The sequence below is a fragment of the Variovorax sp. CF313 genome (assembly GCF_000282635.1).
Classification (GTDB): domain Bacteria; phylum Pseudomonadota; class Gammaproteobacteria; order Burkholderiales; family Burkholderiaceae_C; genus Variovorax.
On sequence record NZ_AKIW01000042.1, the window covers coordinates 143193 to 158368 of the forward strand.

At 67.0% G+C, this 15176-nt stretch carries 17 protein-coding genes; 12 read left to right on the forward strand and 5 right to left on the reverse strand.

The window, feature by feature from the left end:
• Window position 1: 1 nt before the first annotated feature.
• On the forward strand, window positions 2–763 hold the full coding sequence (gene pgeF / locus PMI12_RS13290; protein ID WP_007833093.1) for a peptidoglycan editing factor PgeF: 762 nt from the start codon (window positions 2–4) through the stop codon (window positions 761–763).
• Here the strand turns inward: pgeF and PMI12_RS28200 are convergent.
• Window positions 692–1018, reverse strand: coding sequence for a hypothetical protein (locus PMI12_RS28200; protein WP_081502654.1), 327 nt, complete (start codon window positions 1016–1018; stop codon window positions 692–694). The genes pgeF and PMI12_RS28200 overlap by 72 nt on opposite strands.
• A 113-nt stretch (window positions 1019–1131) precedes the next feature.
• On the opposite strand from PMI12_RS28200, the gene phaC reads away from it, so the two are divergent.
• Window positions 1132–2883 carry a class I poly(R)-hydroxyalkanoic acid synthase gene (gene phaC, locus PMI12_RS13295; RefSeq protein WP_007833098.1) on the forward strand — a complete coding sequence of 584 codons (1752 nt, stop codon included), beginning with the start codon at window positions 1132–1134 and terminating at the stop codon, window positions 2881–2883.
• Between the two features lie 43 nt (window positions 2884–2926).
• Window positions 2927–4105, forward strand: coding sequence for an acetyl-CoA C-acetyltransferase (locus tag PMI12_RS13300; protein ID WP_007833100.1), 1179 nt, complete (start codon window positions 2927–2929; stop codon window positions 4103–4105).
• Window positions 4106–4135: 30 nt separating this feature from the next.
• Here PMI12_RS13300 and PMI12_RS13305 read toward each other — a convergent pair whose 3' ends face one another.
• Window positions 4136–4768, reverse strand: coding sequence for a glutathione S-transferase family protein (locus tag PMI12_RS13305; protein ID WP_007833102.1), 633 nt, complete (start codon window positions 4766–4768; stop codon window positions 4136–4138).
• Window positions 4769–4796: 28 nt separating this feature from the next.
• Between PMI12_RS13305 and yghU the strand changes: the two genes are divergently transcribed.
• Window positions 4797–5678: a glutathione-dependent disulfide-bond oxidoreductase gene (gene yghU / locus PMI12_RS13310; protein WP_007833104.1), complete on the forward strand. Its 882-nt coding sequence runs from the start codon at window positions 4797–4799 to the stop codon at window positions 5676–5678.
• Entirely contained in the window at window positions 5675–6265 is a 591-nt protein-coding gene (locus PMI12_RS13315) for an NADPH-dependent FMN reductase (RefSeq protein ID WP_007833106.1), read from the forward strand. The genes yghU and PMI12_RS13315 overlap by 4 nt, the downstream gene beginning before the upstream one ends.
• Before the next feature lie 441 nt (window positions 6266–6706).
• Here PMI12_RS13315 and PMI12_RS13320 read toward each other — a convergent pair whose 3' ends face one another.
• A complete protein-coding gene (locus PMI12_RS13320; RefSeq protein ID WP_007833108.1) occupies window positions 6707–7618 on the reverse strand; it encodes a LysR family transcriptional regulator in 912 nt (303 codons plus the stop codon).
• A 110-nt stretch (window positions 7619–7728) separates the two neighbouring features.
• Here PMI12_RS13320 and PMI12_RS13325 point away from each other — a divergent pair, with 110 nt between their 5' ends.
• From PMI12_RS13325 to PMI12_RS13345, 5 genes are read left to right on the forward strand one after another with little or no spacing between them, the layout of a single operon-like run.
• Window positions 7729–8709, forward strand: coding sequence for a tripartite tricarboxylate transporter substrate binding protein (locus PMI12_RS13325; protein WP_007833109.1), 981 nt, complete (start codon window positions 7729–7731; stop codon window positions 8707–8709).
• Window positions 8710–8719: 10 nt separating this feature from the next.
• Complete coding sequence (locus PMI12_RS13330; protein ID WP_007833111.1) at window positions 8720–9616, forward strand: FAS1-like dehydratase domain-containing protein; 897 nt, start codon at window positions 8720–8722, stop codon at window positions 9614–9616.
• 15 nt (window positions 9617–9631) lie between these two features.
• Window positions 9632–10813: a CaiB/BaiF CoA transferase family protein gene (locus tag PMI12_RS13335; protein ID WP_007833113.1), complete on the forward strand. Its 1182-nt coding sequence runs from the start codon at window positions 9632–9634 to the stop codon at window positions 10811–10813.
• A 2-nt stretch (window positions 10814–10815) separates the two neighbouring features.
• A complete protein-coding gene (locus PMI12_RS13340) occupies window positions 10816–11667 on the forward strand; it encodes an HpcH/HpaI aldolase/citrate lyase family protein (RefSeq protein ID WP_086012103.1) in 852 nt (283 codons plus the stop codon).
• A gap of 29 nt (window positions 11668–11696) precedes the next feature.
• Window positions 11697–12701 (forward strand): tripartite tricarboxylate transporter substrate-binding protein, encoded by a 1005-nt coding sequence (locus tag PMI12_RS13345; protein ID WP_007833115.1) that lies wholly within the window; start codon window positions 11697–11699, stop codon window positions 12699–12701.
• Window positions 12702–12706: 5 nt separating this feature from the next.
• On the opposite strand, the gene PMI12_RS13350 is transcribed toward PMI12_RS13345, so the two are convergent.
• Window positions 12707–13228, reverse strand: a complete 522-nt coding sequence (locus tag PMI12_RS13350) for a CinA family protein (RefSeq protein ID WP_007833116.1) — start codon at window positions 13226–13228, stop codon at window positions 12707–12709.
• A complete protein-coding gene (locus PMI12_RS13355) occupies window positions 13225–13872 on the reverse strand; it encodes a DJ-1/PfpI family protein (RefSeq protein ID WP_007833117.1) in 648 nt (215 codons plus the stop codon). The genes PMI12_RS13350 and PMI12_RS13355 overlap by 4 nt, the downstream gene beginning before the upstream one ends.
• Window positions 13873–14075: 203 nt before the next feature.
• On the opposite strand from PMI12_RS13355, the gene phbB reads away from it, so the two are divergent.
• Together phbB and PMI12_RS13365 are read left to right on the forward strand one after the other, a co-directional pair.
• Complete coding sequence (gene phbB, locus PMI12_RS13360; RefSeq protein WP_007833119.1) at window positions 14076–14813, forward strand: acetoacetyl-CoA reductase; 738 nt, start codon at window positions 14076–14078, stop codon at window positions 14811–14813.
• A gap of 129 nt (window positions 14814–14942) precedes the next feature.
• Window positions 14943–15176, forward strand: a 234-nt coding sequence (locus PMI12_RS13365) for a cation:dicarboxylate symporter family transporter (protein WP_007833121.1), incomplete at its 3' end; no start/stop codon positions are given.

Sequence of the window (15176 nt, forward strand, 5' to 3'; positions counted from 1 at the left end):
CATGAACGAGCGCTGGCTCGTCCCCGACTGGCCCGCGCCGCCGAACGTGCGGGCCGTGTGCACCACGCGCGACGGCGGGGTTTCGCTGGGGCGCTACGAGAGCCTGAACCTCGGCGACCACGTGGGCGACCAGCCCGCGCATGTGGCGGAGAACCGGAACCGCTTGCGCGCGGCCATCGGAGCGGGTCCGGTCTTCCTGCAGCAGGTGCACGGCACCGGCGTCGTCTCGCTCGACGCCGCACAGGACGCGGTGCGCGACGGCACCGTTGGTGATGCCTGCACGGCCACTGCCGGCGGCCTGGCCTGCACGATCATGGTGGCCGATTGCCTGCCCGTGCTCTTCACCGACGAAGCGGGCCACCGCGTGGCGGCCGCGCATGCCGGCTGGCGCGGGCTGGCGGGCGGTGTGCTCGAACAGACCGCCAAGGCCTTCGAGGCCGATGGCGCGGCCCGCGTCATCGCCTGGCTGGGCCCGTGCATCGGGCCCAAGGCCTTCGAGGTCGGCCCCGAGGTCAGGGCTGCCTTCGAGGCGCATGCGCCCGAAGCGGCGTCCTGCTTCAGGCCCGCGGCTGCCACCGGGAAATGGCTGGCCGACCTGCCCGCACTGGCGCGCCAGCGGCTGCACGCGGTGGGTATCGAGGCCGTCCATGGCAACGACGGCAGCGACGGCTGGTGCACCGTCGCCAATCCCTCAAGGTTCTTTTCGCACCGGCGGGACAGCGTCAGCGGCCGCTTCGCCGCCCTGGTCTGGAAGAAGGCCTGAGCCTGCGACCGGCGGCGCCGATTTCTCGGTTGCGGCACGCCGGGCGGCTTCCTGTGCCTCGGCCTCGCGTTGCCTCATCGCGCGGCGGCGGCCCGGAGTGCCCATCAGGTAAACCACCAGTGCCACCGGCACCAATCCGTACAAAAGAAATGTGAAGATGGCGCCCAGCACCGTGCCTGTGGTGTTGGTGGCCTCGGCCACCGCCATCATCAGGGCGACGTACAACCAACCGATGACGATCAGATGGATAAACACAAGTAGTTTCAGTTGGTAAGCAAGGAAGCGGCGTTGTGAGGGCCCCGTGAAATGCAGGATACTCAAAACACGCAAGCCATCCGTTTCGACTCAGGCGAGGACCAGGAGACATGATGAAGCAACAAGCCACGGGGGCCGATGCGTTCGCGCCCTTCCAGCAGGCAATGACCGAGGGATGGACCCAGGCGCTGGAAGCTTTCCGGCAGTCCGCCGCGCAAGGGGCTTCGGCCTTCAACGGCGGCGGCACGCCGCTATGGCAATTGCCGCAGGCCGCGAAGATGCCCGAGCTGCCAAAATTCTCCATCGACCCCGAAAAGCTCCAGTCCATCCAGCAGCAGTACATGGCGGAAGCCACCGAACTCTGGCGCCAGGGCTTCGGCGCCAAGCCCGAAGGCGACAAGCGCTTCGCTGGCGACGCCTGGGGCCGCAACCCGCTGTCGGCCTTCTCGGCGGCCGTGTACCTGCTCAATGGCCGCACCATGCTCGGCATGGCCGAGGCCATCGACGCCGACGAAAAGACCAAGGCGCGCCTGCGCTTCGCGGTCGAGCAATGGATGGCGGCCTCGTCGCCCAGCAACTCGCTGGCCTTCAATGCCGAAGCGCAGAAGAAGGCCATCGACACGCAGGGCGAGAGCATCGCCAAGGGCATCCAGAACCTGCTGCACGACATGAAGCAGGGCCACGTCAGCATGACCGACGAGAGCGCCTTCGAGGTGGGGCGCAACGTGGCCACCACCGAAGGCGCCGTGGTGTTCGAGAACGAGTTCTTCCAGCTGCTCGAATACAAGCCGCTCACCCCCAAGGTGTACGAGCGGCCGTTCCTGCTGGTGCCGCCGTGCATCAACAAGTTCTACATCCTCGACCTGCAGCCCGAGAACTCGCTGATCCGCTATGCGAACGAGCAGGGCCACCGCGTGTTCGTGGTGAGCTGGCGCAACCCCGACGAGTCGATGGACAAGGCCACCTGGGACGACTACATCGAGAACGCCGCCATCAAGGCGATCCACACGGTGCAGGAGATCAGCGGAAGCAACCAGATCAACACACTGGGCTTCTGCGTGGGCGGCACCATCCTGAGCACCGCGCTGGCCGTGCTCGCGGCGCGCGGCGAGAAGCCGGCCGCATCGGTCACGCTGCTGACCACCTTCCTCGACTTCAGCGACACCGGCATCCTCGACATCTTCGTGGATGAGCAGATGGTGGCGTACCGCGAAATGCAGCTCGGCAAGGGCGGACTGCTGCCGGGCGGCGACCTGGCCTCGACCTTCAGCTTCCTGCGGCCCAACGACCTCGTGTGGAACTACGTGGTCGGCAACTACCTGAAGGGCGAGACCCCGCCGCCCTTCGACCTGCTGTACTGGAACAGCGACGCGACCAACCTGCCGGGCCCGTTCTATGCCTGGTACCTGCGCAACACGTACCACGAGAACAAGCTGGCCAAGCCGAATGCGCTGACGGTATGCGGGCAGAAGATCGACCTCGGCAACATCGACATCCCGGCCTACATCTACGGCTCGCGCGAAGACCACATCGTGCCCATCGGCGGCGCGTATGCCTCCACGCAACTGTTGCCGGGCAAGAAGCGTTTCGTGATGGGCGCCTCGGGCCACATCGCAGGCGTGATCAACCCGCCCGCCAAGAAAAAGCGCAGCCACTGGATCCGCGACGACGGCAAGTTCCCGAAGACGCAGGCCGAATGGCTCGCCGGCGCGCAGGAGCATCCCGGCAGCTGGTGGACCGACTGGGCACAATGGCTCAAGGGCCACGCGGGCAAACAGATCCCCGCGCCCAAGGCTTACGGCAACGGCAAGGCTTACAAGGCCATCGAGCCGGCGCCGGGCCGCTACGTCAAGGCTCGCGCCTGATCCCTCTCACCTCGAATTTCAGATCACTTCAACGGAGAACCTCATGGAAGACATCGTCATCGTTTCGGCTGCACGCACGGCAGTCGGCAAGTTCGGCGGCTCGCTCGCCGGCATTCCCGCCACCGAGCTGGGCGCCCTCGTGATCAAGGAAGTGATTGCCCGCGCGAACCTCACCGCCGAACAGGTCGGCGAGGCCATCATGGGCCAGGTGCTGGCGGCCGGCGCCGGCCAGAACCCCGCGCGCCAGGCGTGGCTCAAGAGCGGCGGCGCCAAGGAAACGCCGGCGCTCACCATCAACGCCGTGTGCGGCTCGGGCCTGAAGGCCGTGATGCTGGCGGCCCAGGCCGTGGCCACGGGCGACAGCGAGATCGTCATCGCCGGCGGCCAGGAAAACATGAGCGCAGCGCCCCACGTGCTGCCCAACTCGCGCAACGGCCAGCGCATGGGCGACTGGAAGATGGTCGACACCATGATCGTGGACGGCCTGTGGGACGTCTACAACCAGTACCACATGGGCATCACGGCCGAGAACGTGGCCAAGAAGTACGAAATCAGCCGCGCCGCGCAGGACGAGCTGGCCCTGGGCAGCCAGACCAAGGCCGCCGCCGCGCAGGACGCCGGCAAGTTCAAGGACGAGATCGTCGGCGTGAGCATTCCGCAGAAGAAGGGCGATCCCGTCGTCTTCGACAAGGACGAATTCATCAACCGCAAGACCAACGCCGAAGGCCTGGCCGGCCTGCGTCCCGCCTTCGACAAGGCCGGCGGCGTGACCGCGGGCAATGCCTCGGGCCTGAACGACGGGGCTGCCGCCGTGATGGTGATGACTGCCAAGAAAGCCGCCGCGCTCGGCCTGAAGCCGCTGGGCCGTATCGCCAGCTACGCCACCGCCGGCCTCGATCCGGCCATCATGGGCATGGGCCCGGTGCCTGCATCGACCAAGGCGCTGCAGCGCGCGGGCTGGAAGGCGGCCGACCTCGACCTGCTCGAGATCAACGAAGCCTTCGCCGCGCAGGCCTGCGCCGTGAACCGTGAAATGGGCTGGGACGTGAACAAGGTGAACGTCAACGGCGGCGCCATCGCCATCGGCCACCCCATCGGCGCGTCGGGCTGCCGCATCCTGGTGACGCTGCTGCACGAAATGCAGCGCCAGAACGCCAAGAAGGGCATTGCCTCGCTGTGCATCGGCGGGGGCATGGGCGTGGCGCTGACCATCGAGCGCTGATCCACAGCGCCCGGCGCGCCGTCGTGCCGCTCAGTGCGACATCGACGGGCGCTGCGCCATCGCAGCGCGCCAGCGCAGCAGCTCGGGGTGCTGTTCCCCGGGCTTGACCCGCACCACGCGGGCAAAGTCCACCGCCACCACGGCGGTGATGTCGGCCAGGCTGAACCGGTCGGTGGCGACGAACTCGCGGCCGGCCAGCCGTTCGTTCAGTCTCTCGAAGAAATGCTGCACACGTGCCAGCCCGCGCTGTGCCAGCTCGGGAATCTGCGCATAGTCCACAGGGCCGGGCAGTGCCCGATTGGCCATGGCCGGCGAACCGTTGCGCAGCGTCTCGGCAATGGCCAGCAGGCCTTCGAATTCGATGCGCCAGTTCCAGTTGGCGATCTCGGCCTTTTCCTTGGGCGTGCGGCCCATCAGCGGTGGCTCCGGGTAGCGGGCCTCCAGCCAGGCCGCGATGGCGGCGTTGTCGGTCAGCAGCCCGTCTTCCTCGGTGCGCAGCGCGGGCACCGTGCATTGCGGGTTGATCGCGCGGTAGGCTGCACCCAATTGCTCACCATGTGCCAGGTCGACCTGCACCGTTTCATGGGCAATGCCCTTTTCGGCAAGCAGGATGCGGGCGCGCCGCGGACTCGGCGCGGTGGCGCAGTCGTAGAGAATGATCATCGTCTGTCCAACTCCTGGAACTCATCGCATGAATGGCACGACAGCCTACACGCCGCCCACCGTCTGGTCCTGGAACAAGGAAAGCGGCGGCCGCTTCGCGAACATCAATCGCCCGATCGCGGGTGCCACCCATGAGAAAGACCTGCCGATAGGGAAGCATCCGCTGCAACTCTATTCGCTCGCGACACCGAACGGCGTGAAAGTGACGGTGATGCTCGAAGAACTGCTGGCGCTCGGCCACACCGGCGCCGAGTACGACGCCTGGCTGATCCGCATCAGCGACGGCGACCAGTTCGGCAGCGGCTTCGTGGCGGTGAACCCGAATTCCAAGATCCCCGCGCTGATGGACCGCAGCGGCGCTACGCCCATCCGCGTGTTCGAGTCCGGCGCGATCCTGCAGTACCTGGCCGAGAAGTTCGGCAATGCCTTTCTGCCGACCGAGCGGGCAGCCCGCGCCGAATGCCTGTCGTGGTTGTTCTGGCAGATGGGCAGCGCGCCCTACCTGGGCGGCGGCTTCGGGCACTTCTATGCCTATGCGCCAACGAAGATCGAATACGCGATCGATCGCTTCGCCATGGAGACCAAACGCCAGCTCGACGTGCTCGACCGCCGGCTGGCCGAGAGCCGCTACCTGGCGGGCAGCGAGTACACCATTGCCGACATGGCCGTCTGGCCCTGGTACGGCACGCTCGCCAAGGGGCAGCTGTACGAGGCGGGCGAGTTCCTCCAGGTGGGCGAGTACAGGAACGTGCTGCGCTGGACCGACGAGATCGCGCAGCGCCCGGCGGTGCAGCGCGGCCGCATGGTCAATCGCGCCTGGGGCCAGCCTTCGAGCCAGCTGCACGAGCGCCACGACGCAGGCGACTTCGGGACCCGCACCCAGGACAAGCTCGAAACGGAACAGCGATGAGCGACAGGATCCTGGTCTTCTACGGTTCGTACCGTTCCGATCGCATGGGCGTGCGCCTGGCGGACTACATCGTCTCCGGCCTTCGCGCGCGGGGCGACGATGTGGAGTTGGTGGACGCGAAGGTGGTCGACCTGCCCATGCTCGACCGCATGTACAAGGAATATCCCAAGGGCACCGCGCCGGCGGCGATGGAAGCGCTGGCCGAAAAGATCCGCACAGCCGATGCCTTCGTCTTCGTTACCGGCGAATACAACTGGGGTCCGCAGCCGGGCCTGAAGAACCTGACCGACCACTTTCTCGAAGAGTGGTTCTGGCGGCCCGCGGCCATCGCGAGCTATTCGGCGGGGCGCTTCTCGGGCGTGCGCTCGGGCACGGTGTGGCATTCGATCCTGTCGGAGATGGGCATGGTCGTCGTGTCGAGCACGCTCGCGGTTGGCCCGATCTCGCAGACGCTGGACGCGGCCGGCAAGCCGACCGGGCCGGCGGGTGAATCGCTCGAGCGCTCGTTCGACCGCTTTGCGGACGACCTGGCGTGGTGGACCGAAGCGGCGCGAGCGCAACGTGGGCGCAAGGCACCGCCATACTGAGCGACAGGCCAAGCGAAGCACTTTGTTCACCGCCCATTTTTTGGGCAAAGTGATTAATTTCGTTATAAAACAATAACTTATGAGCCTTTTACAAGGCTCCCCATGAGTTATCCCCAAAGTTGTGCACTGAAAATGGGGACGACATCAGGTTTTCTTGATTCGGGCGTAAGTCACTGATCCGATGGGGCTTTCTGCCCTCCAGAAATTGAAGGAAAGTTCTCTTCATCGCCGTTTTCAGGCCCATCGGAACCGTTTTGCCCGCTCAGGTTGTTCACCGCCCAAATTTTGAGCAAACTAAGGATTACCCTTGTAAAACAATGACTTAAATCTGTTTTACAAGGCTCCTCGTGAGTTACCCCCAAAGTTGTCCACGGAAAATGGGGACGGGATCGACTTGTTCGGCAATCGCCTGCAAGTCCCCTGTTTTTCGGGAGGCCACGCTCAGTCTTCTTCGGCTTGCTGTTCGGCGTAGTGCCGGCACAAGGTTTCGACCAGCGCCTGCGCATAGACCGGCAGCGCCTCCCGGTTCCGCACCAGCAGATACCGCTCGCGCACGCACCACGCATCGCTGAGATCGATCAGCGCGAGCTGCATGCTCTCCTGGTTGCGCCGCGCCGCCGACTCCGGCACCACGCCAATGCCCACGCCGCTGCCGATCATCCGGCACATCGCGTCGAAGCTGCCGAGCTGGATGCGCAGCTTCTGCCGCTTGCCGAGGTTGTCGGTGATCTGCGCCAGGAAGGTCTGCAGCGTGCTGCCCTGCTGCATGCCGATGGCATCCTCGTCGAGCGTCTCGGCGAAGGCGATCCTGCGGCGCTTCGCGAAGCGGTGCTTGCGCGATGTGACGAGCACCAGCCGGTCGGTGCTGAAGTGGATCGCCTCCAGGCCTAGCGTGTCGACGCGGCCTGCGACGATGCCGATGTCGGCGCGGCCGTCGAGCACGCCCCGCGGGATCTGAGCATTCGGTTTTTCCTGAAGGTCGACGTTGATGCGCGGGTTGTGCGCGAGGAAGCCCGGCAGGATCTCGGGCAGGAAATCGGTCACCGCGGTGGTGTTGGCGAACACGCGCAGGTGGCCGCGCAGCCCGCCGCCGTACTCGAGCAGGTCGGCGCGCAGCTGTTCGGTCTGGTGCAGCACGAGGCGCGCGTGGTGCAGGAAGGCTTCGCCCGGCGGCAGCAGCCGCACGCCGCGGGCTTCTCGCTGCAACAGCTGAAGGCCCGCCTGTGTTTCCAGCGCCTTGATGCGCGCACTCGCGGCGGCCAGCGACAGGTGCTGGCGTTCGGCGGCCCGAGTGAGGTTGCCGAGTTCGGCCGTGGCCACGAACAGCCGCAGGTCGGTGAGATCGAAAAGCATGAGGCGATGTTATGCGCCGAGCCTTCGGAAATACAGAAGGCTGGGTTCCGAAATCGCAGATTGCGCGCAGGAGGAGGGCGAACGACCATGCGGCCATGGAGACACCACACATGAGATTCCGCCTACGTGCGCTGCTGTCGCTGGCTGCGGCAGCGCTTCTGATCCCGACGGGCCCGGCGAGCGCCCAGCCGTATCCCTCGCGCCCCATCACATTGGTCGTGCCGCAGGCCGCCGGAGGCACCAACGACATCGTCGGGCGCCTCGTGGGCCAGAAGCTCGGCGAGGTGATGAACAGCGCCAGCGTGGTGGTCGACAACCGTCCCGGTGCGGGCGGCAACATCGGTACGCAGCTTGTCGCCAAGGGGCCGAAGGACGGCTACACGCTGCTCATGACCATCAGCAGCAGCCAGGCGATCAACCCGGCGCTGTACAGGAACCCGGGCTTCGACCCGGTGAAGGACTTCAAGCCCGTCGGCCTGATCGGCGCCGTGCCCAACGTGCTGCTGGTCAATCCCACGTTCCCGGCGAAGGACTTCGCGGAGTTCCTGAAGCTCGCACGGCAGAAGGGTGCCAACTACCAGTACGCCTCGGCCGGCAACGGCACGCTCAACCACCTGCTCGGCGAAATGCTCAACAGCATGGCCGGCATCTCGCTGCAGCACGTGCCGTACAAGGGCGTGGCGCCCGCGCTCAACGACGTGCTGGGCGGGCAACTGCCGATCGTGTTCGCGAGCCTGCCTTCTGCGCTCTCGCACATCAAGGCCGGCAAGCTGCGCGCGCTGGCCGTGAGCGGCGACAAGCGCTCGGCCGTGCTGCCCGACGTGCCGACCATCGCCGAGGCGGTGCCAGGCTACAACGGCACATTGTGGATCGGCCTGTTCGCACCCGCAGGCGTGCCGGCCGACGTGTTGGCGACCTTGCAGGACGCCACGCGCAAGGCGCTCGCCTCGAAGGACCTGCGCGACAAGCTCGAACAGCAGGGCGTCGAGATCGCGGCGCCGACTTCTCCCGAGCAGTTCGCGGCGCTGCTGCAGGGCGATCTCGCCAAGTGGGCGCGCATCGTCAAGGCCTCCGGCGCTGCGGTCGATTGAAGGAAGCCCCATGAGCAACGACAACCACACGGCGCCTTCCATGATCGACAGCGAGGCGCTGGCCAGGCTGCAGGCCTGGCAGGGCCGCAGCGAAACGCTGGCCGACGACATCACCGCCGCACCCGTGCGCGCGCTCTCCGCGACGCTCGATCGCGACGATCCGCTGCCGCAGGCCGGCACGCGCCTGCCCGAGCTGTGGCACTGGCTCTACTTCCTGCCGCACCATCGCCAGTCCGAGATCGGCGACGACGGCCATGCGAAGCGCGGCGGCTTCCTGCCGCCCGTGCCGCTGCCGCGCCGCATGTGGGCCGGCGGGCGGCTCAACTGGGAGGCGGGCAATCCGCTGCAGGTCGGCGACAAGGTGGAGCGCACCTCGACCATCGCCTCGGTCACGCACAAGGCGGGCCGCACCGGCGAGCTGGTGTTCGTGCTCGTGCGCCATGAGGTGCGCAACGAGCGCGGCCTCGCGCTGACCGAGGAGCACGACATCGTCTACCGCGCCGCCGCCGCGCCTGGCGAGAAGGCCCCGCCGCCCACGCCCGCGCCGAAAGACGCTGCCTTCAGCCGCGACATCGCGCCCGACGACGTGCTGCTGTTCCGCTACTCCGCGCTGACCTTCAACGGCCACCGCATCCACTACGACCGCCGCTACGTGACGCAGGTCGAGGGCTACCCGGGCCTGATCGTGCATGGCCCGCTGATCGCGACGCTGCTGGTCGACCTGCTTCGCCGCAACGTGCCGGGCGCGCTGCTCGCGCGCTTCGAATTTCGTGCCGTGCGCCCGACCTTCGACATCGCGCCGTTCCGCGTGCACGGCAAGCCGGACGCCGATGGAAAGACATTCAGCCTCTGGGGCGAAGACGCCGACGGCTGGCTCACGATGCAGGCCACGGCCGTACTCGCCTGACAGGAGAAGGAACACATGACAAGACCCCTGGACGGCATCACCGTCATCTCGCTCGAACACGCGATTGCCGCACCGTTCTGCACCCGCCAGCTGGCCGACCTCGGCGCCCGAGTCATCAAGGTGGAGCGCCCCGAGGTAGGCGACTTCGCGCGGGCCTACGACGCCCGCGTGGCCGGCGAGGCCTCGCACTTCGTGTGGGTGAATCGCTCGAAGGAAAGCCTCACGCTCGACCTCAAGCAGCCCGCCGCGCTCGCGGTCCTGCAGGAGCTGCTGGCCGGCGCCGACGTGCTGGTGCAGAACCTCGCACCCGGGGCCTCGGCGCGCATGGGGCTCGGCGCCGAGGCGCTGCAGGCGAAGCATCCGCGGCTCATCGTCTGCGACATCTCGGGCTACGGCGAAGACGGCCCGTACCGCGACAAGAAGGCCTACGACCTGCTGATCCAGAGCGAAGCCGGCTTCCTGTCGGTCACGGGCACGCCCAACGATCCGTGCAAGTCGGGCAACTCCATCGCCGACATCGCAGCGGGCATGTATGCGTACACCGGCATCCTCGCGGCGCTGCTGCAGCGCGGCAAGACCGGCAAGGGCTCGCACATCGACGTGTCGATGCTCGAATCGCTCGCCGAGTGGATGGGTTATCCGATGTACTACGCGTACGAAGGCGCGGCGCCGCCGCCACGCAGCGCCGCTTCGCACGCGACCATCTATCCCTATGGCCCGTTCCCCGTCGGCGATGGCGGCACGGTGATGCTGGGCCTGCAGAATGAACGCGAATGGCGCACCTTCTGCGAGAAGGTGCTGCTGCAGACCGGGCTCGCGGCCGATGCGCGCTTCGACAGCAATGCGCGGCGCAACGACAACCGCGAGGCTCTGCGCTCAATCATCGTCGAGACCTTCGGCGCGCTGAGCACCGCGCAGGTGCTGGAACGGCTCGACGCGGCGCAGATCGCCAACGCCCGCATGAACGACATGGCCGGGCTGTGGGCCCATCCGCAGTTGCAGGCACGCGAGCGCTGGCGGCAGGTGGGATCTCCGGCCGGAAACATCCCGGCCTTGCTGCCGGCCGGCCGGCAGAGCGCGTTCGACTACCGCATGGACCCGATCCCGGCGGTGGGCGAGCACTCCGACGCCATCCTGCGCAGCCTCGGCCGCAGCGAGGCGGACATCGCGGCGCTGCGCGAGGCAGGGGCGGTGTGAGCGTGCCATTGGCTCCGCTTGCTCTCGCGCGCGCCTTTCTCTTCGTGCCGGCCGACCGGCCCGAGCGCCACGCGCGGGCACTGGCGACCGGTGCGGGCGGCGTGATCGTCGATCTCGAAGACGCGGTGGCGCCCGAGCGCAAGGTGGCGGCGCGCGAGGCGCTCGCCGCCTCGTTCGCCAAGCTGCCCGAGATCGACCGGCAACGCCTGCTGGTGCGCATCAATGCCGCCGGCACGCCGTGGCATGAAGACGATTGCGCGCAGGTCGGCGCACTGGCGGCGCAAGGCTTGATTGCCGGCGTCGTGCTGCCCAAGGCGGAGCGCGCGGCTCATCTGTCCAGGATTGCGGAAGCCATCGGCCCGAAGGGCGTGCTGGTGCCGTTGATCGAGTCGGCTGAAGGCCTGTCGGCGGTCGATGAGCTCGCGGCTGGCCCGCAGGTGCTGCGCCTGGCGTTCGGCAACCTGGATTTCCAGGCCGACCTCGGCCTGGCCTGCGATGCGGACGAAGCCGAACTCGTGCCGGTGCGCCTCGCGCTGCTGCTGGCCTCGCGCCGCGCCGGCCTGCCCGCGCCCATCGACGGCGTGACGCCCGACTGGCGCGATGCGCCAAGGCTTGCGGCCGACACCGCACGCGCCCGGCGCGGCGGCTTCGGCGCCAAGCTGTGCATCCACCCCGATCAGGTCGCGCCGGTGCACGCCGCGCTCGGCCCGAGCGCCGACGAAGTGGCATGGGCCCGCCGCGTGATCGATGCCGTGCGCGCAGCCGGCGGCGGAGTCGTCAGCCTGGACGGCCGCATGGTCGACGCGCCCGTGGTGCGCCTGGCCGAACGCCTGCTCGCGCTCGAACATCCGTAAATAAATAACCCCCAGAAGGAGACAACGAAGTGACAGCAACGAAGACCTGGAAATCCAAGGCCCTGCTCGCGGCCGCGGCGAGCGCCTGCCTGCTTGCCTTTCAGTCACCGGCGGCCGCACAGGCTGCGTGGCCCGACAAGCCCGTCACCCTGGTCGTGCCGTACTCGGCCGGCGGCCCGACGGACGTGGTGGCGCGCATGCTGGCCATTCCCATGGGCAAGTCGCTGGGCCAGACCGTGATCGTCGAGAACACGGTGGGCGCGGGCGGCACCATCGCGCCCACGCGGGTGGCCAAGGCGGCGCCCAACGGCTACACCATCCTGATCCATCACATGGGCATGGCCACCGCGCCCGCGCTCTACAAGAAGCTCAACTACGATCCGTTGAAGGATTTCGAATACATCGGCCAGGTGATGGACGTGCCGATGACGCTGCTGTCGCGCAAGGACTTCCCCGCCAACAACTACCAGGAGCTGCTGGCTTACGTGAAGGCCCACAAGGACAAGGTGACGCTGGCCAATGCGGGCGTGGGCGCGGTGTCGCAGCTGTGCGGCCTGCTGTTCATGAACCAGATCGGCGTTCAGCTGACCACCGTGCCCTACAAGGGCGCGGGCCCGGCGCTCAACGACCTCATGGGCGGGCAGGTCGACCTGCTGTGCGACCAGACCACGCAGACCGCGCCGGTCATCAAGGACGGCAATCGCGTGAAGGTGTTCGGCGTGACCACGCCCAGGCGGCTGTCGAGCATGCCGACCATTCCCACGCTCGACGAACAGGGGCTCAAGGGCTTCGAAGTGAAGGTGTGGCACGGCATCTACGCGCCCAAGGGCACGCCGCCCGCAGTGCTCGAGAAGCTCAACGTCGCCCTGCGCGCCGCGCTGCAGGACGACATGGTCAAGCACCGGCTGGCCGAACTCAGCTCGGAGATCGTGCCGCTCGACAAGCAGACGCCGGAAGGCCTGCGCACGCACCTCGCGGCGGAGATCGAGAAATGGGGCAAGGTGATCCGCGCAGCGGGCGTGCAGGCGGATTGAATCTCTCAGGCGGGCGGTGTCTGCGGCTGCGCCCGCAGCGTCTCGTCGAACAGCGCGAGCAGGTGCCGCGCGAACACCTCCATGTTCCTCGGACGGTCCGTGTCGCCGGTCTCGATAGTCCGGCTCACCGTGACCCCACCGACCACGGCGACGCACACGTGCCCCGGCGCATCGCCATACGGACTGCCCGACGGGCCGGCCGCACCGCTTTCGGCGATGCCCCAAGTCGTGTGATGGGTGTCGCGCACCCGGCCTGCCACGAGCCGGGCGTAGGGCTCGGTTTCCCCGCGCATGCCGGCCATGTCTTCCGCGGTCAGGCCCAGCAGCGCGCGGCCGGCGCGCCGCGAATAGACGACCGCGCCGCCGCGGAAGTAGGCCGATGCACCGGGAATGGCGAGCAGGGCGGCAGACACGAGGCCGCCGGCCGAAGACTCGACGACCGACACCGTCTGGCCCCGCGCGCGCAGCGTTTCGCCGACGCGCGCGGCCAGTACGGACAGAAGTTCGGGCAGGGGAACGGCGCTCATGGCGTCTTGAAGGGCGTGCCCGGACGCGTCACGTAGGCCGGCGCGCGCTCGTGGCTCGCGGTACTGCCGTATACCGTATCCGCCGGGTAATACTCGGCCTGCAGCTGCACCCGGGCGGCGGCTTCATCGCCGGCGGTGTGGGCGATGAAGGCCAGCATCAGATCGGTACCGGCCGATACCCCCGCCGATGTCCAGACGTTGCCGTCCTGCACGAAGCGCTGCTCGACCACCTTCACGTCGCCCAGTGCGCGCAGGCGGTCCAGCGATCCCCAGTGCGTGGTGGCGGTCTTGCCCGAGAGCAGCCCGGCCGCGTGCAGCACGAAGGCGCCGGTGCATACCGACATCAGCGTTTGGCATCCCGGCGCCTGGTCGGCGAGGAAACGGGTCATCGCGGGATTGTCGACCTCGCGTCGCGTGCCCATGCCGCCGGGCACCAGCAGATGATCGAGCGGCGGGCAGTCAGCGAAGGACACGTGCGGGTTGATGGACAGCCCCTTGGCGCAGACCACCGGTTCGCGCTTTTCGGCCACGATCAGGCAATGCTCGGGACCGCCGGCCAGCTTGCTCCACATGGTGAGCATTTCCCAGGGGCCGACAAAGTCGAGTTCCTCGACCTCGGGGAAGACGATGATCCCGAAATTCATACTTTCGACTCCTTGGTAATAAGGTTGGCGATGACGCTTGCGCGAGAGCGTACAGATGCGAGGATAGAGCCCGGGCACGAAGGTCGCTTCGTGACAGCTGGTTGCAAGCTCGGCTCAGTGTTTTCCTCAGAGGACCACGGCTTGAAACTCGCTAGAGTGAAGGCGGCCGTTCAGGCTTTTGCTATGTACATAAAGGAAATCTCATGAGCAAGAAAGTTGCATATGTCACCGGAGGCATGGGTGGCATCGGAACTGCCATCTGCCAGCGTCTGCACAAGGACGGGTTCACCGTGGTCGCCGGATGCGGCCCCACGCGCGACCACGCCAAGTGGCTGGCCGAACAGAAAGCCGAAGGCTTCGAGTTCCATGCGTCGGTCGGCAATGTCGGCGACTGGCAATCCACCGTCGAGGCCTTCTCCGCCGCCAAGGCCGCGCACGGCCCGATCGACGTGCTGGTCAACAACGCCGGCATCACGCGGGACCGCATGTTCCTCAAGATGACACCCGAGGACTGGAGCGCGGTGATCGAGACCAACCTCAACAGCATGTTCAACGTCACCAAGCAGGTGGTGGGCGACATGGTCGAGAAGGGCTGGGGCCGCATCATCAACATCAGCTCGGTCAACGGCGCCAAGGGCCAGGCGGGCCAGACCAACTACTCGGCGGCCAAGGCCGGCATGCACGGCTTCACCATGGCGCTGGCGCAGGAGCTGGCCAGCAAGGGCGTGACGGTCAACACCGTGAGCCCGGGCTACATCGGCACCGACATGGTCAAGGCCATCCGACAGGAAGTGCTCGACAAGATCGTCGCCACCATCCCGGTCAAGCGCCTGGGCGAACCGAGCGAAATCGCCTCCATCATCGCGTGGCTCGCCACCGACGAGGGCGGCTACAGCACGGGGGCCGACTTCTCGGTCAACGGCGGCCTGCACATGCACTGAGCATGCGGACCTGTACCTGATCGACAAGACCCGCTTCGGCGGGTTTTTTCATTTCATCGATGCGGGTTCCACGGATAGAAAGCGGCCGATATGCGTCCTACAGTTTCCAAACCCTCCGGAAGGCAAGCCATGGAAAGCACAACAATCACACCCGCCAGAAAGCTCCCGATCTACCGTTCCCTCTACGTGCAGGTGATCACCGCGGTGATCATCGGCGTGCTGCTCGGCTACTTCTACCCGGCGACGGGCGAGGCGATGAAGCCGCTGGGCGACGGCTTCATCAAGCTGATCAAGATGATCATCGCGCCGATCATCTTCTGCACGGTGGTGGTGGGCATCGCCGGCATGGAGGACATGAAGAAG

Bases quoted from the DNA above. Each gene is read 5' to 3' on its own strand.
- pgeF (WP_007833093.1), top strand. From the start codon at position 2: ATGAACGAGCGCTGGCTCGTCCCCGACTGGCCCGCGCCGCCGAACGTG.
- phaC (WP_007833098.1), top strand. From the start codon at position 1,132: ATGAAGCAACAAGCCACGGGGGCCGATGCGTTCGCGCCCTTCCAGCAG.
- PMI12_RS13300 (WP_007833100.1), top strand. From the start codon at position 2,927: ATGGAAGACATCGTCATCGTTTCGGCTGCACGCACGGCAGTCGGCAAG.
- PMI12_RS13305 (WP_007833102.1), bottom strand. From the start codon at position 4,768: ATGATCATTCTCTACGACTGCGCCACCGCGCCGAGTCCGCGGCGCGCC.
- yghU (WP_007833104.1), top strand. From the start codon at position 4,797: ATGAATGGCACGACAGCCTACACGCCGCCCACCGTCTGGTCCTGGAAC.
- PMI12_RS13315 (WP_007833106.1), top strand. From the start codon at position 5,675: ATGAGCGACAGGATCCTGGTCTTCTACGGTTCGTACCGTTCCGATCGC.
- PMI12_RS13320 (WP_007833108.1), bottom strand. From the start codon at position 7,618: ATGCTTTTCGATCTCACCGACCTGCGGCTGTTCGTGGCCACGGCCGAA.
- PMI12_RS13325 (WP_007833109.1), top strand. From the start codon at position 7,729: ATGAGATTCCGCCTACGTGCGCTGCTGTCGCTGGCTGCGGCAGCGCTT.
- PMI12_RS13330 (WP_007833111.1), top strand. From the start codon at position 8,720: ATGAGCAACGACAACCACACGGCGCCTTCCATGATCGACAGCGAGGCG.
- PMI12_RS13335 (WP_007833113.1), top strand. From the start codon at position 9,632: ATGACAAGACCCCTGGACGGCATCACCGTCATCTCGCTCGAACACGCG.
- PMI12_RS13350 (WP_007833116.1), bottom strand. From the start codon at position 13,228: ATGAGCGCCGTTCCCCTGCCCGAACTTCTGTCCGTACTGGCCGCGCGC.
- PMI12_RS13355 (WP_007833117.1), bottom strand. From the start codon at position 13,872: ATGAATTTCGGGATCATCGTCTTCCCCGAGGTCGAGGAACTCGACTTT.
- phbB (WP_007833119.1), top strand. From the start codon at position 14,076: ATGAGCAAGAAAGTTGCATATGTCACCGGAGGCATGGGTGGCATCGGA.